19 protein-coding genes are annotated in these 21,086 nt (G+C 33.8%); 16 read left to right on the top strand and 3 right to left on the bottom strand.

The window, feature by feature from the left end; all coding sequences use genetic code 11:
- Positions 1–103: 103 nt before the first annotated feature.
- Together AC1RPY_RS07370 and AC1RPY_RS07365 are read right to left on the bottom strand one after the other, a co-directional pair.
- Complete coding sequence (locus tag AC1RPY_RS07370; protein ID WP_481761860.1) at positions 104–742, bottom strand: copper homeostasis protein CutC; 639 nt, start codon at positions 740–742, stop codon at positions 104–106.
- A gap of 12 nt (positions 743–754) precedes the next feature.
- Positions 755–1,780: a lactonase family protein gene (locus AC1RPY_RS07365; RefSeq protein ID WP_481761859.1), complete on the bottom strand. Its 1,026-nt coding sequence runs from the start codon at positions 1,778–1,780 to the stop codon at positions 755–757.
- Positions 1,781–1,905: 125 nt separating this feature from the next.
- Between AC1RPY_RS07365 and AC1RPY_RS07360 the strand changes: the two genes are divergently transcribed.
- Positions 1,906–2,259: a PTS glucitol/sorbitol transporter subunit IIA gene (locus AC1RPY_RS07360; protein WP_409021462.1), complete on the top strand. Its 354-nt coding sequence runs from the start codon at positions 1,906–1,908 to the stop codon at positions 2,257–2,259.
- A gap of 14 nt (positions 2,260–2,273) precedes the next feature.
- Positions 2,274–3,452 (top strand): AI-2E family transporter, encoded by a 1,179-nt coding sequence (locus tag AC1RPY_RS07355; RefSeq protein ID WP_481761858.1) that lies wholly within the window; start codon positions 2,274–2,276, stop codon positions 3,450–3,452.
- A gap of 29 nt (positions 3,453–3,481) precedes the next feature.
- Here AC1RPY_RS07355 and guaC read toward each other — a convergent pair whose 3' ends face one another.
- Positions 3,482–4,459, bottom strand: coding sequence for a GMP reductase (gene guaC / locus AC1RPY_RS07350; RefSeq protein ID WP_481761857.1), 978 nt, complete (start codon positions 4,457–4,459; stop codon positions 3,482–3,484).
- 185 nt (positions 4,460–4,644) lie between these two features.
- On the opposite strand from guaC, the gene AC1RPY_RS07345 reads away from it, so the two are divergent.
- The 14 genes from AC1RPY_RS07345 to mutS all read left to right on the top strand — a co-directional run bounded on the left by AC1RPY_RS07345 (position 4,645) and on the right by mutS (position 21,081).
- Entirely contained in the window at positions 4,645–5,148 is a 504-nt protein-coding gene (locus tag AC1RPY_RS07345) for a YbaK/EbsC family protein (protein ID WP_481761863.1), read from the top strand.
- A 46-nt stretch (positions 5,149–5,194) separates the two neighbouring features.
- Positions 5,195–6,067 (top strand): methyltransferase domain-containing protein, encoded by an 873-nt coding sequence (locus tag AC1RPY_RS07340; RefSeq protein WP_481761856.1) that lies wholly within the window; start codon positions 5,195–5,197, stop codon positions 6,065–6,067.
- A 178-nt stretch (positions 6,068–6,245) separates the two neighbouring features.
- Positions 6,246–6,758 (top strand): tRNA (uridine(34)/cytosine(34)/5-carboxymethylaminomethyluridine(34)-2'-O)-methyltransferase TrmL, encoded by a 513-nt coding sequence (trmL, locus tag AC1RPY_RS07335; RefSeq protein WP_409021458.1) that lies wholly within the window; start codon positions 6,246–6,248, stop codon positions 6,756–6,758.
- 120 nt (positions 6,759–6,878) lie between these two features.
- Positions 6,879–7,184, top strand: a complete 306-nt coding sequence (locus AC1RPY_RS07330; RefSeq protein WP_481761855.1) for a DUF1033 family protein — start codon at positions 6,879–6,881, stop codon at positions 7,182–7,184.
- Between the two features lie 111 nt (positions 7,185–7,295).
- Positions 7,296–9,572, top strand: a complete 2,277-nt coding sequence (locus AC1RPY_RS07325; protein WP_481761854.1) for an FtsK/SpoIIIE family DNA translocase — start codon at positions 7,296–7,298, stop codon at positions 9,570–9,572.
- A 116-nt stretch (positions 9,573–9,688) separates the two neighbouring features.
- Positions 9,689–10,942 carry an EF-P 5-aminopentanol modification-associated protein YfmF gene (gene yfmF, locus AC1RPY_RS07320; RefSeq protein WP_481761853.1) on the top strand — a complete coding sequence of 418 codons (1,254 nt, stop codon included), beginning with the start codon at positions 9,689–9,691 and terminating at the stop codon, positions 10,940–10,942.
- A complete protein-coding gene (gene yfmH / locus AC1RPY_RS07315; protein ID WP_481761852.1) occupies positions 10,942–12,246 on the top strand; it encodes an EF-P 5-aminopentanol modification-associated protein YfmH in 1,305 nt (434 codons plus the stop codon). The genes yfmF and yfmH overlap by 1 nt, the downstream gene beginning before the upstream one ends.
- Positions 12,247–12,969 (top strand): elongation factor P 5-aminopentanone reductase, encoded by a 723-nt coding sequence (gene ymfI, locus AC1RPY_RS07310; RefSeq protein WP_481761851.1) that lies wholly within the window; start codon positions 12,247–12,249, stop codon positions 12,967–12,969.
- 88 nt (positions 12,970–13,057) lie between these two features.
- On the top strand, positions 13,058–13,900 hold the full coding sequence (locus tag AC1RPY_RS07305) for a helix-turn-helix domain-containing protein (protein WP_481761850.1): 843 nt from the start codon (positions 13,058–13,060) through the stop codon (positions 13,898–13,900).
- Between the two features lie 59 nt (positions 13,901–13,959).
- A complete protein-coding gene (gene pgsA / locus AC1RPY_RS07300) occupies positions 13,960–14,547 on the top strand; it encodes a CDP-diacylglycerol--glycerol-3-phosphate 3-phosphatidyltransferase (protein ID WP_481761849.1) in 588 nt (195 codons plus the stop codon).
- Between the two features lie 63 nt (positions 14,548–14,610).
- On the top strand, positions 14,611–15,852 hold the full coding sequence (locus AC1RPY_RS07295) for a competence/damage-inducible protein A (protein WP_481761848.1): 1,242 nt from the start codon (positions 14,611–14,613) through the stop codon (positions 15,850–15,852).
- Between the two features lie 147 nt (positions 15,853–15,999).
- The gene (gene rny / locus AC1RPY_RS07290; RefSeq protein ID WP_481761847.1) at positions 16,000–17,574 is read left to right on the top strand and encodes a ribonuclease Y; all 1,575 of its coding nucleotides are present in this window, start codon (positions 16,000–16,002) and stop codon (positions 17,572–17,574) included.
- A gap of 100 nt (positions 17,575–17,674) precedes the next feature.
- Entirely contained in the window at positions 17,675–18,475 is an 801-nt protein-coding gene (locus AC1RPY_RS07285) for a TIGR00282 family metallophosphoesterase (RefSeq protein ID WP_409021448.1), read from the top strand.
- A gap of 26 nt (positions 18,476–18,501) precedes the next feature.
- Positions 18,502–21,081: a DNA mismatch repair protein MutS gene (mutS, locus tag AC1RPY_RS07280; RefSeq protein ID WP_481761846.1), complete on the top strand. Its 2,580-nt coding sequence runs from the start codon at positions 18,502–18,504 to the stop codon at positions 21,079–21,081.
- The last annotated feature ends 5 nt before the right edge of the window (positions 21,082–21,086 follow it).

The raw sequence follows: 21,086 nt of genomic DNA, 5'->3' as shown, positions 1-21,086 counted from the left end.
ATACTGGGATAAAGCCATTTAGAAACATATTAAATTTTATATTATTTCATCCGTCAACTTGACAGGGCCTAGTACATGAAGTTGTTGGAACCTTTTTAGATGATTATTTTAAAATTATTTTTGTACCATGAAGCTCTTTAACGTTTAATTTAGCAGCAATAGTATCAACATTATCAAGTGTAATACCGCCACCTGGAACAATTTTAATGAGACCGTTTGACCAGTCAATAATTTCTTTGAGGTGGGGTAACGTTTCCTCGATAGGCTTATCAAGTGATCCGCCATGCGTTAAAACACGATCGATATCATGCTCTGCTAACCAAGATAGCGCATCAAGTTGTGCATTATTAGGAATTTCATCAAAAGCCATATGGAAAGTGATTTGCATGCCACCACTTGCTGCAATTAAAAACTCCATCGCCTCTATGTCTAAGTTATTATTCGTATCTAAAGCGCCAAATACGACGCCATCTACACCAAGTTGTTGAGCCTGAAATAAATCAGCCTCCATAATTTTTAATTCGGTATCGTTATAAACGAAATTTCCGCCACGGGGACGAATCATTGCCATTACAGGGACTTCATTGTCCTGTGCATAACGCATTGTTTCAGACATAACACCTTTACTGACAGTTGTACCACCGACAGCAAGATTATCGCAAAGTTCAAAACGATTAGCACCAGCGGCAAATTGTTTTGGGATATCAGTAAAATTTTCAACTGCAACTTCTTTAATTAACAAATTTAATTTCTCCTAATTTTCAAAATAAACGCAAACGGATTCTGGAACGGCAATATCTTTTTGAAGTAAAGTTAATTTACCAGAGGTTGAATCACGTTCGAATAAGGTAGCATTATCAGTGTTTTGGTTAGCAACAACCAAAAATTGTTCTGTTTTATTTAAACTGAAATCACGAGGAAAGTCACCTTCAGTTGAAATAAGTTGAATAAGTGTCATTGTGCCATCAACAGCAAGTGAATAACAAGCAATTGAGTTGTTTCCGCGATTAGAGACATACAAAAAGCGGCTATCTTTAGAAATGCGAATAGCAGCAATTCCGTTATGAGCATTCCAATCAGATGGAATTGATGAAAGTGTTTGAATCTCTTTAAATGAACCATCCGTTTGATTGTAGCTAAGTAACGAAACTTCACTTGAGAGCTCTCCAGCTAAGTATGCTAATTTTCCATTTTTATGGAAAACAATATGACGAGAACCGAACCCAGGCTCTGAACGATACTCAGCAATTTGTTTAATAGCACCATTATCTGACACATCAAAAGTTAACACTTGATCAGTTCCAAGGTCACAAACAACTAACCTATTGTCTGGTGTTAAATCAGTGAAATGAATATGAGAGCTTGTTTGTTCTGGTTTTGGACCATGACCTTCATTTGTAACTTCATTAATAAGAGCTAATGAGCCATCAGTTTGAATTTTTGAAATGGAAATAAGACCCTTATGGTAGTTTGAGCTGTAGACTAATTGACGGTTATTATCAACAGCAACGTAAGCAGGCGGAGCGCCTTCAGCTGAAACGTCATTTAAAAATTGGGGATTTTCTGATGCAAGGGTAAAGGCTGATATACCACCTAAATCTGACCTCTTTGAAACGGTATATAAGACACCTTTGTCCGATTTCGTGAGATAAGTTGGATTTTCAACCTTTATATAGGGTGTAGCGTTAGAAACTTTTTTTTCAATTGTATCAAGTTGAGCTCGTTGGATACCAGTACTTGTCTTTTTTGTATATGTACCAAACAAAATAGTCTCTTTCATAGTTACAAATACCTCCTCATGATATTGTCAATATTATATCATATATTTTTGTAAACGTTATTATTTATACTGGGGACTATGCTATAATTATAGGTAACTATAAAGGATAAGGGAGACGATAAAGTATGATTACAGCAAGAATTGAAGAAATTGGAAAAGATGCCATCTCAAAAAAGGAACCTATTGTTATCCTTTTCAATCAGAGTGCAACGGATGATTTAAGACAAGTTTCTGTCATTCAATCATTTGAAGATGATAAAAAAATTATTTCGCCAAAAACAGGTGATGAAATGATTATTAATGAACAAACTTATAAAATTGATTTCGCTGGAGAGTTAGTTTCAAGTAATTTTGAGTCGGTTGGGCATGCTACCTTGTTCTTTATGGAAGTTCCAGAACATCCACAACCAAATGGTATTTATTTAACACCGCATGTATTGCCAACTTTTAAAGTCGGTAATACAATCACGTATAAGTAAAGGAGTAGATTAAAATGCTCCCAAATGAAAAATCGACTTCACAACGATCATGGTTTTGGAAATGGGTTGTTAATAATAAAACAGTTAGCATTTTATCAATTGTTTTGTTAAGTTTGCTAATTATTTTTATGTTAGCACAAGTGGGCTGGTTTTTCGCACCAATTGGAGAGTTATTAAGCATTATTGGCTTCCCAATTGTTTTAGCTGGCGTGCTGTATTATTTAATATCCCCATTGATAGATTTTTGTGAAACGCGCTTTAAATTGAATCGAAGTTTGGTTATTACAGTTGTATTTATAGTAATTTCTGGGTTTTTAGTATGGGGGATTGTCGTTTTGATTCCTGCTGTACAAACACAAACAATTAGTATTATTAAAAATTGGCCGACGTATTGGTCAAATATCACACATCAAACGAATGATTTTATGTCGTCATCTTTATTTGATACTATTAAAACTTCAATTGAAAAAATAAATACAGATATCGTAGGAACAGTATCCAAAAAAGCGAGCTCAGTTATTGGATCAACAGTTGATTCTTTAGGTAGCGTTGTTGGTACTGTAACGACATTTATCATTGGATTAGTAACAGCACCCTTTATCTTATTTTATTTATTAAAAGATGGGCACGATTTACCTGAGTATTTATCAAATTTTTTCCCAGTAAGATATCGCAAATCAATCATTGAATTATTAGATGAAATTAATTTACAAGTCAGTCAATATATCCGAGGTCAGTTAACGGTAGCATTCTTTGTGGCCATATTATTTGTTATTGGTTTTTCAGTAGTTGGTCTTAAGTTTGCTTTAACGTTAGGGATTTTGGCAGGTTTTTTGAATTTAATTCCTTATTTAGGCTCTTTTCTAGCGATGATTCCTGCACTAGTAATTGCTGCTTTCGTGTCACCAATTATGTTGATAAAGGTTATTGTTGTTTTTATTGTTGAACAAACAATTGAAGCAAGATTGATTTCTCCATTGATTCTTGGAAGTAGTTTAGCAATCCATCCCGTTACAATTTTAATTGTTTTATTAGGTTCGGGACGGGTTTTTGGATTAATAGGTGTTATTTTTGGAATCCCAGGATATGCAATTCTAAAAGTTATTGTAACGCGGATTTTTGTATGGTATAAAAAGGATTCTGGTTTGTATGACGAATCAGAGAAAACGAATAAAGATAATCAAAAAAGTTAGACAAATTTTATTTTGTCTAACTTTTTTGATTAAAGCGTATCACCGTTAAAAATTGAATTTTTAACAATTACATAATCGACTTTTTCAAGTGCAGAGAGAGAATTACCACCAGCATAAGAAATTGAAGATTGTAAATCTTGTTGCATTTCAAGTAAAGTTTCATGAATGTCACCTTTAAAAGGAACGAGCATTTTTTTACCTTCAACATTAGTGTGGCTACCTTTTTGATATTCAGAGGCAGAGCCAAAATAACTTTTAAATAGATTACCATCTTTTTCAATTAAATCACCAGGACTTTGTTTGTGACCAGCAAAGAGTGAACCAATCATACACATTGAGGCCCCAAATCTGACTGACTTAGCAATATCACCATGAGTTCTTATACCACCATCAGTGATAATTGGTTTACTTGCTGCTTTAGAACATAATCTAAGAGCGGCTAATTGCCACCCGCCGGTACCGAATCCAGTTTTAATTTTAGTGATGCAAACTTTTCCGGGTCCAATACCAACCTTAGTTGCATCTGCACCAGCATTTTCTAGTTCTCTAACGCCTTCAGGTGTGCCAACATTTCCAGCAATTAGAAATGACTCTGGTAACCATTTTTTAATATGATGAATTAAATCAATGACACTTTGTGCGTGGCCATGCGCCACATCAATTGTTATATATTCTGGAATTAAATCAGCATCGGCAAGCTCTTCAATTAATGCCCATTCATGTGGTTTAACGCCAACACTAATAGAAGCAAACAAACCTTTTGCATGCATTTTTTTGACGAAAGGTAAGCGACTCTCTTCATCGAAACGGTGCATGACATAGAAATAGTCATTTGATGCAAGCCATTCTGCTAACGGTTCATCGATAATTGTCTGCATATTCGCAGGTACAACGGGTAGTTTAAAACGGCGAGGGCCAAATTGAATAGATGTATCGACTTCGGAACGGCTATTTACAATACATTTGTTAGGGACGAGCTGAATATCTTCATAATCAAAAACTGGCATAATATTTCCCCATTTCTTTTAAACACGAACTATTTTTAGTATTTATTAAATTATTATCAGTAACCAACTGATAATTTACGCTATTTAGCGAATTTAGTCAACATATTTTTGAAATAAATCGAAAATTAAATAAGAATACGTGAAGAGATAGACGTCGTGCTATAATTATTTTGGGAGTGATTATTATCGCAAAAAAAGAAAAAGTAAAAAAAACAAATGACGAACGCATTTTAGATCAAAATCATATTGAATTTGAGAGCTATACTTTTGATTTTTTAGGTGGTCGACAAATGGATTCAAGCAAAGAAGCTAAAGAACTAGGAACGGATGAAAGAAGTATTTTAAAAACAATTGTTTTACAGGGAAGTAACGGTGATAGAGATTACGTAGTTGTTTGCCTTCCTATTACTTTTGAAATTGATTTAAAATTAGTAGCACGTGAATTAAATGAAAAACAATTGCATTTAGCAGATAATAAAAATTTAATCAATATTACTGGTTACGTTCATGGCGCAAATACACCAATTGGAATTAATGTTCGAAAAGGATTTCCCATTTATTTTGATGAACGAATTCAAGAGTTCGATAAAATTTGGGTTTCAGCTGGTAAAGTTGGTCGTTCTGTTGGCGTAAAACGTGAAGAACTTGTTGAATTGGTTAAAGGTCATTACATTAACATTGAAAAATAAATAGCTATTGAATGTAAAATAAACGATAAAAAGGAATAAGTGTAAATTGAAAAAAATTGAGAAAAGTGCCGTATTTTTAAAAAATAAAATCGATTTATTTAGATGTCCTGTCTGCTTAAACCCCTACAGTAAAGTTGAAGGCCAGACGATGTTTTGCCCTGAAAATCATCAAATAGATTTATCAAAAAAAGGAACTCTTTTTTTCTTGAATCATGGGGTTAAAAGTGATTATGAATTGGATATGTGGTTAGCAAGGAGACAGTTATTACAAGCAGGCTTGTTTAAACCGATTACGGATAAAATTCTTGAGCAGCTTTCTGATGAAGAAGAAACAATTATGGATGTAGGTTGTGGAGAGGGAACACCACTTCATGATATAGAAGTAACACGCCAAAATGCTAAAGACACTTACGTTGGATTTGATATTTCAAAAGATGCAATCAATTATGCGACACAACAAGAGACAGATGCTTTTTATTGTATTGCTGATTTGGCTAAACTACCATTTAATAATAAGTCATTTTCAACAATTATTGATATTTTTTCGCCTTCTGCTTATACAGAATTTGATCGAGTATTAAAGGATGGCGGGCAGTTATTAAAAATCATTCCAAATTCAAATTACTTAGTTGAATTACGCGAACTTCTATATAACGAAGAGAGTCATAATAGGAGTTATAGTAATGAAAAGGTTTTAAATCTGTTTAAAGAAAATTATCCTGACTCTGAACAAATTACAATTAGTTATCAATTCGATATTCCAGAAGGCTTGTTTCCTGCCTTACTCGAAATGACTCCTTTACATTGGGGAGCTACAACAGATAATCAGGCTAAAGCTAAAAAACAACCTTTAACCAAAATTACGGTTGACGTTACACTATTAAAATATCGTAAAAATAAGTTAGAATCAGTGTTGTAACGAATAAATTGCTGTGGTATTATGAGTATACGAATTCGGTTGTTTAGAGACTGTCGACGATGTTGTCAGCTTCTGGAAATTGATCTTCATTAACGTATCTTTTCGCCGTGCCCACACCGAAATGATGCGTTTTTTTGTTGCCTAAAATAATAACGATTTTTTGAAAGGATGTTAATTTTTGACGAATCATATTGCATTATTTGAACCACTTATGCCTGCTAATACAGGTAATATTGCTAGAACTTGTGCTGGAACGGATACTGAACTACATTTAATTGAGCCCTTAGGATTTTCAACAGACGATAAATATTTAAAACGTGCTGGACTAGACTATTGGGATAAAGTAAAAATTACGTATCATAAAAATTTACAAGATTTTTTAGCATCTATTCCAGATCAGAAACAACTTTTTTTGGTTTCAAAATTTGCACCGCAAACTTATTCACAAGTAGATTATTCTGATGTGAATAAGGACTATTACTTCTTGTTTGGTAAAGAGACAACAGGTCTTCCTGAAAACTTTATGCGCCAAAATGAAGAGAAAGCAATCCGAATTCCACAAGATGATACGCACATTCGTGCCTTAAACTTATCTAATTCAGCTGCTATTGTAATTTATGAAACACTTAGACAACAAGACTTTTTAAATCTAGATAAAACACACACGTATGAAAATGATAAGCTAAAATAAGTAGCTTGAGCATTTTATAGACTAGAAATTCATAAATGGGTTATACTTGCTTCGGGTTAAGAAATAAACCGGTATTTATGATGAACAGTCATTTTATAAAATGGAAGGGTGTGAGCTAACTTGTTTCAAGTAATAACAATGTTTGGATTTGATGAACCATGGTGGTTTTTTGATGATTGGAAAAGTCATATTCAAAAAACAGTTGATTTTGATTCAATGGATGAAGCGATGGCTTTTTTTGAGGAACAATCTAGCGCATTTACCACTGAATTTAGCCATCAAAAAAGTAAACGTCAATTTTTGACAGCATTTTGGAATGAGGAACAAATGGATTATTGTTCAGATTGTGGTGATGATTTACAGTTATATCAAGGGTTACTGTTAGTTAAAGATGGCAAAGAAATTACAGCCAAAAAAGAGAGTTAATAACATAATTGTTATTAACTCTCTTTTTGTGGAAATGACTAGACAATGACACGGAAGGTAATTAAGATATGGTATAATTGAGTATCTATTTTAACAGAAGGAGGAACTGTTTTGGCTCAAAAAAAGAAAAGAAAAAAAAGAACAACAAAAAAAACAGTTCAATACAAATTTTCTAAAAATATAATTGGTGTTATATTTTTATTGTTTGGAATATTTGGTGTGCTAGCACTGGGATATTTGGGTGCTTTATTTGCTAACGTTTTCCGTTTGTTTGTTGGTAATACATATCAATTCGCATTATTAATTCTCGGTGTATATGGAAGTTACTTAATGATTATGGGAAAAGAGCCCAAAGTTAAGAAAAGAATTAATTGGGGATCCGTTATTTTATATGTTGGTGTTTTAGTCTTTCTTGAAGCCTGGTTTGTTGGGCACTCATCGGTGCATAGCCAATTTATTCAATATACATGGCAGACACTTGTTTCCGATTTTCGACAATCTGCAGTTAGTTCAACAGTTGGCGGTGGAATGATAGGGGCAAGCTTATACCAATTATCGTACTTCTTAATTTCACAAGCAGGCACCTATATTGTTAGTGTACTTTTCATCTTAGCCGGATTATTTATTTTTTTTGATCTCTCTTTTTCAGAAGTTATGTATACTGTTCAACGCTATCTAAACGTAATTATTGCTTGGACAAGAGAAGGTTTTCGCCGAATGAAAGTAGCAATAGATAGTTTTAAAGAAGAAAGAAAAGAAAATAAAGCAGAACAAGATGAAGAAGAATTAAAACCTGTAATTGACCATAGAACTGAAGAAAAGGAAATAAAAACTGAACGAGAAGTGACCGTTGATGAACCACCTATCATTACGCAACAAGAACCAGATTCAGAATTAGATTCAGAAGATGATCCTAAGATAATATCAAGTACAGTGGCTGATGATAATGAAGATTACCAATTACCACCAGTTACATTACTTACAAAAATTCCAAAAGAAGACCAAAGTGGCGAATATAAAACAATTGAAAAAAACACAAAAATATTGAAGCAAACATTTGAAAGCTTTGGTGTTGATGTTGAAATTAAAAGTGTGAGTTTAGGACCATCTGTTACTGAATATGAATTACATCCGGCAATTGGTGTTAAAGTTAGTAAAATTGTTAACCTTGCGGATGACTTAGCCTTAGCACTTGCTGCCAAAGATATTCGAATTGAAGCACCAATTCCTGGAAAATCACTTATTGGGATTGAAGTACCAAATTCTAAAGTATCAATGGTTTCATTCAGGGATGTGATTGAATCTCAACAAAAGAATCCAACACCAGATAAAGTTCTCGAAGTTCCTTTAGGTCGCGATGTTTCAGGCCAATTGGTAACAGCAGATTTAACAACGATGCCGCATTTATTGATTGCTGGCTCAACTGGTAGTGGTAAGTCAGTTGCAATTAATGGCATTATCACAAGTTTATTGATGAATACGAAACCAAATCAGGTTAAGTTTATGTTGATTGATCCTAAAAAAGTAGAGTTAGGTGTCTATAATGGTATTCCACATCTATTAACGCCGGTTGTTACAAATCCTAAAAAAGCATCACGAGCTTTACATAAGGTTGTTTCTGAAATGGAGCGACGCTACGAATTGTTTGCAGATGCTAGTCAACGTAATATTTCTGGATATAATCAAATGATTATGCAAGAAAACGCAGATGACGGACAAAAAAGAGCAACGTTACCTTATATTGTTGTCATTGTTGATGAATTGGCAGATTTAATGATGGTAGCCTCGAATGAGGTTGAAGATGCGATTATTCGTTTAGCACAAATGGCTCGAGCAGCTGGAATCCATATGATTTTGGCAACGCAACGTCCATCTGTTGATGTTATCACAGGATTGATTAAAGCTAACGTACCATCACGTATGGCTTTCGCTGTTTCCAGTGGGATTGACTCGAGAACAATTATTGATAGTAATGGTGCTGAAAAGCTTTTAGGTCGTGGGGATATGTTATTCCTACCAATGGGGCTAAATAAACCCATTCGTGTACAAGATGCTTACATTTCAGATAAAGATGTTGAAAGTGTTATTTCGTTTATTAAAAATCAGCAAGAACCACAATACGATGAAACGATGATTGTGACTGATGAAGAAACAGCTAACTCAGGATCAGCGTCTGATTCAGAAGACGAATTATTTGGGGACGCTGTTAAATTAGTGACTCATGAACAATCTTGCAGTGTATCCATGTTACAGAGACGTTTTAGGATTGGCTACAATCGAGCTGCTAGAATTGTTGATGAAATGGAAGCAAAAGGAATCGTTGGACCGCCAGAGGGAAGTAAGCCGCGCAAAGTGTTGATAAATGAAGAAACTGATGGTCCTAATTAGGGCTTTCAGTTTTTTTGTTTAGCCTAAACAGATTACGAAACAATTAAATTTGTGTTTCACTAGTCTTTCAATTATCATGGTAAAAGAACATCCGATTTAAAAGGAGGCACATTTTCGTGCGTAAACAATTAGAAACAGGTGTCAACTTAACTGTTATTGAAAATAGTCAATTTAAAACGAATAGAATCGTTATTAATTTTATAGCACCTTTAACCGGAAAAGAATCTGCAGAACGTATGCTATTAGCTAACTTATTAGAAATTAGTAGTGCAGAATATCCATCTCAACAAAAATTAGCCGAAAAATTATCAGAACTTTATGGTGCAAGTTTTGGTATCACTGTTAGTAAAAAAGGAAACTTTCACTTAATAAGTTTAATTTTAAACGGTGTAAACGATAAATTCTTAGAACATAAAACAGAAAGTTTAAAAAAAATATTTGCTTTTATCAAAGAAATTATTTTCAATCCGAATGTGACTGATGGCCATTTTGACGAAGAAACATTTAAACGCCAAAAGGAAAATTTGATGATGTCTATCAGAAGTATTAGTGATGATAAACAATCGTACGCAGGATTAGAATTACAGAAACTTTACTTTCAAAACGATCAAGCTATTCCTAGCTATGGGACTGTAGAAGATATTGAAAAGATAACTGCAACTAGCTTATTTGATTACTACAAACAAATGCTTACAACTAATCGAGTAGACATTTTCGTCCTTGGTGAATTAGATGAATCAGAAACTGAAACTATTGTTAAAACGTTGCCTTTTAAACCTCGAGATTTTAAAATGATACCTATATTCTATGATCAAGCTATTAAAGAAGTTGTGACTAAAACAGAAACGCAAGCAGTGACTCAGGGTAAATTAAATCTGGCATATCAGTTACCAGTTTATTACAGAGAAAATGGGTACTATGCGGGTCTTATTTTCAATGGCGTTTTTGGCGGTTCACCACTAGCTAAGTTATTTGTAAATGTTCGTGAGAAAGCTAGTTTGGCTTATTATGCAAGTAGCTCGTTAGATACATTTAGAGGTATTTTAACTGTACAAACAGGCATTGAACCACAAAATAAAGATAAAGTTATCGAAATTGTTCAACAACAATTAGATGATATTATCGCAGGTGACATTAGTGATGAACTATTAAATAAAACAAAAATGACAATGATTAACCAATATCAAAGTAGTCTTGACTCACAAATGGCGTTAATTAATCAATCGATGATTGATCAATTAACAAGCACAGAAGTTAGTGCAACAGAGTGGATAGACGGCATTAATAGCGTGGATAAAGCTGCCGTTCAAGCTATCGCTCGTAATGTTAAATTACAAGCAATCTTCTTTTTGAATGGGGAAATTAATTAATGAAAACATTAGAATACCCGCAGTTTGACGAAATATTATATACAGAAACTTTGGAAAATGGCTTGAAAGTAAATATATTACCTCGTAAAGGTTTTCATAAAACTTATGGTATATTCACAACAAATTATGGCTCAGTTGATAGTGTATTTGTACCAATTGGTGAAGAAGATGTTGTTCATGTACCGGATGGTATCGCCCATTTTTTAGAACATAAAATGTTTGAAAAAGCAGATCATGATGCGTTTGATTTATTTGGAGAATATGGTGCTAGTGCAAATGCTTTCACAAGCTTTACACGAACGAGCTACTTATTTTCAAGCTCTAATCATGTTCCTGAAAACATTGAAACATTACTAGATTTTGTGCAAGATCCGTATTTTACACCTGAAACAGTTGAAAAAGAAAAGGGAATTATTGGACAGGAAATTCAAATGTATGACGACGATCCTAATTGGCGTTTATACTTTGGTATTTTAGGTAACCTTTACCCAAATCACCCGGTTAGCAGTGATATCGCTGGAACAATTGAATCAATCGATAAAATTACGGCAGATGATTTATATAAGTGCTATGAAACATTTTATCATCCAAGTAATATGAATTTATTTATTGTAGGAAATGTTGATCCAGAAGAAACTTTAGATTTAATTAAAAATAATCAAAATCATAAAAAGTTTCCAGAAGCAGCAGAAACAATTAAACGATTAATTCCAGAAACTCAAGTAGACGGTTCAGACATCATGCCATATCGTGCAACTGAGATGGCCATTCAACGTGCTAAAACAATTGTTGGTATAAAAGGATTAGATAATGTTCCAGAAGGCCGTAACGGCTTGAAATACAAAGAGACAATCCATATGCTTCTTTATCTTTTGTTTGGTGACACGGCCCCTCAATATATGAAATTATATGATGAAGGGACGTTAGATGATTCCTTTGGCTATGAATTTGAAATTGAACGTGGCTTCCATTTTGCAAGTATTAGTGGTGATACTGATGACCCTCAAAAGTTATCGGATGCCATTATTCATATTTTAGAGAATGCGTCAGAGTACCTTTCAGGGGCTGAGGCCCAGTTTGAATTGGCTAAACGTGAAATGTTAGGTCAATCCATTCAATCGATGAACTCACTTGAGAGCATTGCAAATCAGTATGATGGTGATTTGTTTGATGATGCCACTGTTTTTGATAGGGCACCAATTATTGAAAATATGACATTAGATCAAGTTCGCCAAGGAGCTAAAGATTTTATTCGTTCTGAAGCAATTAGTGTCTACCAAATTATGGCTAAAGAGGATGATTAAATGAGTTGGGCAGTTATCTTTGGAGCGTCTGGTGATATTGGTCAAATGATTGCAAGACAATTGGCAGATATTGGTTGGTCGCTAACAATGCATTATTATCAAAATGATGAAGCAATTATGGGATTAACACAAGAGTTGAGGGGAAAATATCCAAAACAAGATTTTTTGCCGTTACAATTTGATATGACAGCGACTAATGTTGATCCAGTGATATCCCAACTATTTGCCGTAGATGCTGTAATATTTGCTGAAGGAACAACTTCTTACCATTTATTCAATGAAGCCCCAATGTCTGATTTAGATAAAATGATGAAGATGCAAGTTCAAACACCATTGGCATTAATTCAGAAATTGGAACCAAAGTTAGCCCAAAATCATTTTGGCCGAATTATATTTATTGGGTCAATTTATGGAGGCGTTGGTAGCCCAATGGAAGTACTGTACAGTACTGTAAAAGGTGCGTTATCGTCCTTTGCCAATGCTTATAGTAAAGAAGTTGCCTCGTTAGGTATTACGGTTAACGTGGTGGCACCAGGCGCAGTTGATACAAAAATGAATCAACAATTTTCGAAAGATGCAAAGAAAGATATCTCAAGTGAAATTCCAATGGGACGTTTCGCACATCCCGAAGAAATTGGATTTTGGGTAAAACAATTATTAGCCAAAGAGGCAGGGTACCTCACCGGTCAAACGATTTATGTTTCAGGCGGATGGTTGAAATAAAATAATAAAATTTTAACAAATTGGACATGACGATTATGTTATACTGATTGTTAGAAGATTAACTATTAAACTAAGTGGAGAATTAGACATGAGTGAAATTGGAAAAACATTACAAGAAGCGAGAATAAATAAAGGATATACGTTAGATGATTTACAACAAATGACGAAAATTCAAAAACGTTATTTGATTGCAATTGAAGATGAAAAATTTTCTGATTTACCAGGAGATTTTTACGTTCGAGCATTTGTTAAACAATATGCAGAGACGGTTGATTTGGATGGGGATAAATTATTAAAAGAATTCAATGAAACACTTCCAGATACACAAGAAACAGTCGTTGCAAAGGAACAAGTATCACGTTCTGAAAAGTCTGCTAAACTACCAAAAGACGGTAATTTTGATAAGTTTATGTCGTACTTGCCAACAATTATTATTGTTGTGATTGTCTTAGGGATTTTGGGTACAATTTATGGTGTGACATTGAATAGTAAAGATACAGATACTCAAATTGAAAGTTCAAGTTCTAAAGTATCTGTTTCAACTGACTCAAAAACTAAAACTTCTAGTTCTGAATCAGTAAAGGCTAGTTCTTCATCTGATAAGAAAACGCAAAAATTAACATATGTTTCAGATGCGGGAACAAACACTGTTTACACAATGGAAAATGCACCAACAACTTCTAAAGTTAAATTAGTAGCTTCTGGTAGTGCTGCTTGGAGCTCAATTACGGCTGATGGCACACAACTATGGCAAGCAACACTTGTCTCAGATGCAACGGATACTGTTACAATCCCAGCCGGTACAAAGTCATTTGTCTTTAGCTTTGGTAATGCACCAGCTATGAGTATCACGATTAACGGTAAAAAATTTAATTTTATGAAAACAAATGCAACTCTACAAGTTAGAACAGTTACTGTAAATATTAAATAAGCCAGAATTGTCAACAACGGATACTATGTTGTTGGCAATTTTTGAAAAAGGGGATCATTATGAATTTACCAAATAAATTAACGGTTGTGCGGATTATTTTAATTCCAATCTTCATGCTTGTATTGTTATTACCAATTGATTGGGGAATGGTTACTTGGGTTGGTACACAGATTCAGGTGACACATCTAATTGGTGCAATTATTTTTGCAGCTGCCTCATTAACAGATTTTTTAGATGGTCAAATTGCACGTCGCCAACATTTAGTTTCTAATTTTGGCAAATTTGCAGACCCATTGGCAGATAAAATGCTTGTAATGACTGCATTTGTTATCCTTGTTTCATTTAACCAAGTACCTGCATGGGTAGCTGCAATTATTGTTTGTCGCGAACTTGCGGTAACAGGATTACGATTGATTATTGTTGAAAATGATGGGGAAGTTATGGCTGCAGCTATGCCAGGCAAAATTAAGACAACAACCCAAATGATAGCTATTATTTTATTGTTTTTAAATAATGTGTTATTTGCAGCAATTAATGTACCTATGGCTGCCATTTTTCTTTATATTTGTTTATTCTTTACTGTTTATTCAGGTATTGATTACTTTGTTCAAAATAGAGCTATTTTCTCAGATTCATTTGAAAAATAAAAATATTTAGACTAAAACATTTAACCGTTTTAGTCTTTTTTAATTAAATTAGGAGGCAACATCATGCATGCAGAAATAATTGCGGTTGGTACAGAAATATTATTAGGACAAATTGTAAATACGAACAGTGCTTTCTTAGCTGAAAAATTAGCTGATTTAGGTGTAAATGTATTTTATCAGACAGTTGTAGGGGATAATGAAGAACGAATGTTAGAGGCAATTGAACTGGCTTCAAAACGAAATGATTTGGTTATCCTTTCTGGTGGCTTAGGACCAACAGAAGACGATTTAACGAAGCAGATGGTCGCCAAATTTTTAAATGAGAAGTTAGTTGAAAATAAGGACGCCATGTTAAAAATAGAAGATCATTTTACACAAACGGGTCGTCAAATGACTGAAAACAACAAATTACAAGCTTTGTATATAGAAGGATCAAAACCAATTAAAAATCATGCTGGAATGGCTGTTGGTGATTTTTACAAAGGTGATTCGTGTGATTTCTTATTATTACCTGGACCACCTAAGGAATTGAAAACAATGTTTAATAAGGAAGTTGAACAGCTATTAAAAGAAGAATATAACTTAAATAGTCATCTTGAATCAAAAGTTTTACGTTTTTATGGCATTGGTGAATCTAAATTGGTGACTGAATTAAAAGAGATAATTGATTCACAAACTAATCCTACTATTGCACCATACGCCAAGACAAATGAGGTCACTTTGCGAATTACGGCAAGTCCTACAGACAAAAAATCAGCTGTAGAATTAATTAACGAAATGGAGATTTATGTACTTTCCAAAGTTGGTGATTATTTCTATGGCTATGGGGATGACAATTCGTTACAAAATATTGTTGTAACTAAATTAATTGAAAAAAACTTATCTATTTCTGCAGCCGAAAGTTTAACAGCTGGATTATTTCAAAGTACATTAGCAGAAATACCAGGTGTCTCAAAAATTTATGATGGTGGATTTATAACATATGCTAATACAGCCAAATCTGATATTTTAGGTATTTCGACTGAAGATATTAAAAAATATGGTGTTGTTAGTGAAGAAACCGCTAAACAAATGGCCCAACAAACACAAAATAAAATGAAAACAAATATTGCTATTTCATTTACTGGTGTTGCAGGTCCAGATGAGCTTGAAAATCAGAAAGCTGGAACGGTTTGGATTGGATTAGCAATTAAAAATAGTCCCGTTATTGCAAAACAATTTCATTTTGCTGGAAATAGAGAAACAATTAGACAAAGAAGTGTTCTAAGTGGACTTAAATGGATATTTGATGAAATTAATGAGTAAATAATTAAATTTGGCAATGGATTGTTGTTGACAGCGGGGGGCAATTAACCGTAAAATACTAAAGTGTATATGAACAAAATAAAAAACATCTAAAAATTTATGATTAGTTAAATTAATCATTATTTGATGATGCGGAGGTGGACTTTTATGGGATCTATAACAACCGTATTAATCCTCGCTATCATCGCTATTATTGCTTTAGTTGTTGGAATTTTTATTGGAATTGCATATAGAAAGTCAAATTTCGAAAAAACACTTGATGTCGCAACGCATACGGCTGAAGGTATTTTAAAAAGTGCAAAGAAAGATGCTGAGACTCAGAAAAAAGAGGCTGTTTTAGAGGCTAAAGAAGAAAGTCAAAGTTATCGTGATAAAATAGACAATGAGTTAAAGGAACGACGTTCAGAAATTCAAAAGCAAGAAAATCGAGTAATTCAACGTGAAGAAACTTTAGATCGTAAAGATGGCGCACTAGATAAACGAGAACAAACGCTTGAGAACAAAGAGAAAAAAGTAACGTCTGACCAAAAACTTGTTGACACAAAACAACAAGAAGCTACTTCACTGATTCAGGAACAACAAGAAGAACTTGAAAGAGTTGCTTCTCTAACACAAACACAAGCACAGACTATTATTATGGACGATACGAAAGAATCATTAAGTCATGAACGAGCTGTTATGATTAAGGAAAGTGATAAGCAAGCTAAATCAGAAGCTGATCGTAATGCTAAAGATTTAGTTGCTCAAGCTATTCAAAGAAGTGCAGCTGACATGGTATCTGAAACAACTGTTTCATTAGTTACCTTGCCAAATGATGAAATGAAAGGCCGTATTATTGGCCGCGAAGGACGTAACATTCGAACATTAGAGACCTTAACAGGGATTGATTTAATTATCGATGATACGCCAGAAGCAGTCGTTTTAAGTGGGTTTGATCCAATTCGTCGTGAAATTGCCAAAATGACTCTTGAAAAATTAATTCAAGATGGTCGGATTCATCCGGCACGAATCGAAGAAATGGTTGAAAAATCACGTAAAGAAATGGATGAAAAAATTCGTGAATTAGGTGAACAAACAACCTTTGATCTCGGACTTCATACAATTCATCCTGATTTAATTAAAACAATTGGTCGATTAAATTATCGTACAAGTTATGGTCAGAATGTGTTAAGCCATTCTATTGAAGTTGCCAAAATAGCAGGTGTGTTAGCCGCTGAATTGGGTGAAGATGTTACATTAGCAAAACGCGCAGGATTGTTACATGATATTGGTAAAGCAGTTGATCATGAAGTTGATGGTTCACATGTGGAAATTGGCCTTGAATTAGCTAAGAAGTATAAAGAAAATGATGTTGTCATCAACACTATAGCTTCACATCATGGTGATGTTGAAGCTAAATATACTATTGCTATTCTTGTTGCAGCGGCAGATGCTGTTTCAGCTGCAAGACCAGGCGCACGAAGTGAATCGTTAGAAAATTATATTCATAGACTTGAAAAACTTGAAGATATTACACATGAATTTAAAGGTGTACAGAAAAGTTATGCAATTCAAGCTGGTCGTGAAGTACGTGTTATTGTCACGCCAAATGAAGTTAATGATATTCAAGCAACTGTCTTAGCTCGAGATATTAAAAACAGAATTGAAGATGAACTCGAATACCCAGGACATATTAAAGTGACTGTCGTTCGAGAAACAAGAGCAATTGAGTATGCTAAATAAAAAAATGATGATTTAAGATTAATTTCTTAAATCATCATTTTTTGTCTATTAAAAAGAAAAAATGTTAAACTAGTTTTATATATAAGAAAAGAGGACAACCATGCGTTTATTATTTGTCGGAGATGTCGTTGGCGATTCAGGTCAACAAATGATTAAAGAGTATTTACCAAAATTAAAAAGAAAATTTCATCCACAGGCTACCATTGTAAATGGTGAAAATGCAACGAAGGGTAGAGGTATTAATGAATCTGTCTATAAAGCATTCCTTCAAACAGGTGCTGATGTTGTAACCATGGGTAACCATACTTGGGATAATAGAGATATTCAAGATTTTATTGGTGGTGCAAAAAAATTAATTAGACCAGCTAACTTCTCAGCAAACCAAGTACCTGGGATTGGACATACAATTATTAATATTAATCAGCAAAAATTAGCTGTGATTGATTTGCAAGGACGTGTTTTTATGTCTCCTTCAGATGATCCGTTTGCAGTTGTTCAAGATATTTTAGAAGAAGTCAAAAAAGAGACTGATTTCATTTTTATTGATTTTCATGCTGAAACAACGAGTGAAAAAGAAGCTATAGCATGGTTCTTAGATGGTCAAGTATCTGCGGTAGTAGGTACGCATACACATGTGCCTACTAATGATGCGCGTATTTTACCTAAAGGAACTGCCTTTATGTCAGATGTTGGTATGACAGGACCATACGATGGTATCTTAGGAATGAAACGTGAAAATGTAATTGGTCGCTTTTTATCGCAAATGCCAACACGATTTGAAGTGGATGAAACAGGTCGTAAAACGTTATCTGCTTGTGTGATAGATATTGATGACAAAACGGGACATGCTAAAAAGATATTCCCTGTATTAATTAATGATGACCATCCTTTTATGGATTAATTTAGAGATAGGAGGGCATCTCGACTATGCCGCAAAAAACAAAACTAACGCCAATGATGATACAATATTTTGACATTAAAGCACAGTATCCTGATGCTTTTTTGTTTTATCGTCTTGGTGATTTTTATGAACTATTTTATGATGATGCTGTTAAAGGGTCGCAATTACTCGAATTAACGTTAACAACACGTAATAAAAAAGCTGATGATCCTATTCCAATGTGTGGCGTACCGCATCATGCTGCTCAAAATTATATCGATATTTTAGTTGAAAAAGGATACAAAGTCGCAATATGTGAACAAGTTGAAGATCCTAAATTAGCTCAAGGTATGGTTAAACGTGAAGTTATTCAGCTAGTAACACCAGGAACAACGATGGATAACGGTGCGAAGGAGTCTAAAGAAAATAATTATTTAACAGCTATTATAGAAGACAACAATAGTTTTGGATTTGCTTATGTTGATTTATCAACAGGTGAATTAAAAACGAGTCGCTTAGATAATTTAGATAATTTAATTAATGAAATAATGAGTTTGAGAACTAAAGAAATTGTGATTAATGATAGTTTGTCTGATGAAACAATCGAAACATTAGAAAAATTAAATATTATGCTTTCTAAACAAGAAATTGTTGAAAATCATGCTGAATCAAGTTATGCGATTCAAGATTTAACAGATTCACTAGAAATCTCGGTTGTAACTGACTTGTTAACGTATCTTTCAGTTACGCAAAAACGAAGTTTAGATCATTTACAAAAAGCAGTTCATTATGAGCCTGATTTTTTCTTGAAAATGGATCATTATTCAAAATATAATTTAGAATTAATGCAAAATATTCGAACGGGCAAGAAGCAAGGTACTTTATTGTGGTTATTAGATGACACAAAAACAGCTATGGGTGGTCGTTTACTTAAACAGTGGATTGATAGACCGCTTATTAACTATGCTGAAATTTTAGACCGTCAAAATAAGGTTGATTTATTGATTAACCATTATTTTGAAAGAAGTACGTTACAAGAAGAGTTAGTTAAAGTTTATGATTTAGAAAGATTGGCAGGACGTGTCGCTTTTGGTAGCGTAAATGGGCGAGATTTAGTTCAACTTAAATTATCGCTTAAACAAGTTCCTAAAATTAAATATGTTTTAGACGAAATTGACGATGGTACTTTTTCTGATGTTATCAATAAATTAGATCCAGTCGATGATATTTCTAATTTAATAGAACGTGCCATTGTTGATGAACCACCTTTATCAGTGACTGATGGTCACCTATTTAAACCGGGGTATAATGATAAATTAGATATTTATCAAGATGCAATGAAAAATGGTAAACAATGGTTAGCTGAAATGGAAGCCAAAGAAAGAAATCTAACGGGGATTAAAAATCTTAAAATTGGATTTAACCGTGTTTTTGGTTATTTTATCGAAGTGACAAAATCTAATATTATTAATGTTCCAAAAGACCGTTATGAACGAAAACAGACGTTGACTAATGCTGAACGTTATATCACACCTGAACTGAAAGAACGTGAAAGTATTATTTTAGGTGCTGAGAGTAAAGCGATGGATTTAGAATATAAATTGTTTGTCGAAATTAGAGATATTGTTAAAAAATCAATTGAACGATTACAGATATTAGCTCAAGGAATTGCCACGTTAGACGTCTTACAAAGTTTCGCGGTTGTTAGTGAAGACTCACATTTTGTAAAACCACAATTATTAAAAGAAGGTCATCAATTGGATATCACAGCTGGTTGGCATCCTGTAGTTGAAAAAGTGATGGGAAAACAAAGCTATATACCAAATGATGTTAGAATGCCTGAAACACTTGATATTTTATTGATTACAGGACCTAATATGTCAGGTAAAAGTACGTATATGCGTCAATTAGCATTAACGGTTGTGATGGCTCAAATCGGTTGTTTCGTACCTGCAGAGGCGGCTAAAATGCCAATATTTGACCAAATATTTACTCGGATTGGTGCAGCAGATGATTTAATTTCAGGTCAAAGTACGTTTATGGTTGAAATGAAAGAAGCTAATCAAGCCTTAGAAAATGCGACTGAGAATAGTTTAATCTTATTTGATGAACTTGGTAGGGGAACGGCAACTTATGATGGTATGGCACTCGCACAAGCGATTATCGAGTATGTGGATAAACATGTACATGCCAAAACACTTTTTTCGACACATTATCACGAATTAACGATACTTGAAGAAACCGTTAGTTCTTTAAAAAATGTCCATGTAGGTGCTATTGAAGAAAATGGTGAATTAATTTTCTTACATAAAATTCAAGAAGGACCTGCAGATAAATCTTATGGGATTCATGTTGCTAAATTGGCGGGAATGCCAGCAGAATTGTTAAGCCGTGCAACATTAATTTTAGATGATTTAGAGCTAAAAAATAAACAATCAGATAGTAAAAAAGAATTACCAACAACCATCAATGAAGATGATACGCAGTTATCTTTATTTGTTAACGAAAACTTGTCAAAGGACCAGTTAGCAGTTGTGGATGAACTTAAAGCACTTAACTTGATGAACATGACGCCAAGAGATATTATGAACGTCTTATATGACTGGCAAGAAAAATTGAACGGATAGAACTG

This window comes from Dellaglioa sp. CoH-56-MRSF-12 (assembly GCF_056782075.1).
Note: the sequence above shows the minus strand (reverse complement) of the source record. Positions and strands in the feature narration are given on the sequence as shown.

Bases quoted from the DNA above. Each gene is read 5' to 3' on its own strand.
- yfmH (WP_481761852.1), top strand. From the start codon at position 10,942: ATGAAAACATTAGAATACCCGCAGTTTGACGAAATATTATATACAGAA.
- rny (WP_481761847.1), top strand. From the start codon at position 16,000: ATGGGATCTATAACAACCGTATTAATCCTCGCTATCATCGCTATTATT.
- AC1RPY_RS07360 (WP_409021462.1), top strand. From the start codon at position 1,906: ATGATTACAGCAAGAATTGAAGAAATTGGAAAAGATGCCATCTCAAAA.
- AC1RPY_RS07355 (WP_481761858.1), top strand. From the start codon at position 2,274: ATGCTCCCAAATGAAAAATCGACTTCACAACGATCATGGTTTTGGAAA.
- AC1RPY_RS07305 (WP_481761850.1), top strand. From the start codon at position 13,058: ATGAGTGAAATTGGAAAAACATTACAAGAAGCGAGAATAAATAAAGGA.
- guaC (WP_481761857.1), bottom strand. From the start codon at position 4,459: ATGCCAGTTTTTGATTATGAAGATATTCAGCTCGTCCCTAACAAATGT.
- ymfI (WP_481761851.1), top strand. From the start codon at position 12,247: ATGAGTTGGGCAGTTATCTTTGGAGCGTCTGGTGATATTGGTCAAATG.
- mutS (WP_481761846.1), top strand. From the start codon at position 18,502: ATGCCGCAAAAAACAAAACTAACGCCAATGATGATACAATATTTTGAC.
- AC1RPY_RS07295 (WP_481761848.1), top strand. From the start codon at position 14,611: ATGCATGCAGAAATAATTGCGGTTGGTACAGAAATATTATTAGGACAA.
- AC1RPY_RS07285 (WP_409021448.1), top strand. From the start codon at position 17,675: ATGCGTTTATTATTTGTCGGAGATGTCGTTGGCGATTCAGGTCAACAA.
- pgsA (WP_481761849.1), top strand. From the start codon at position 13,960: ATGAATTTACCAAATAAATTAACGGTTGTGCGGATTATTTTAATTCCA.
- AC1RPY_RS07365 (WP_481761859.1), bottom strand. From the start codon at position 1,780: ATGAAAGAGACTATTTTGTTTGGTACATATACAAAAAAGACAAGTACT.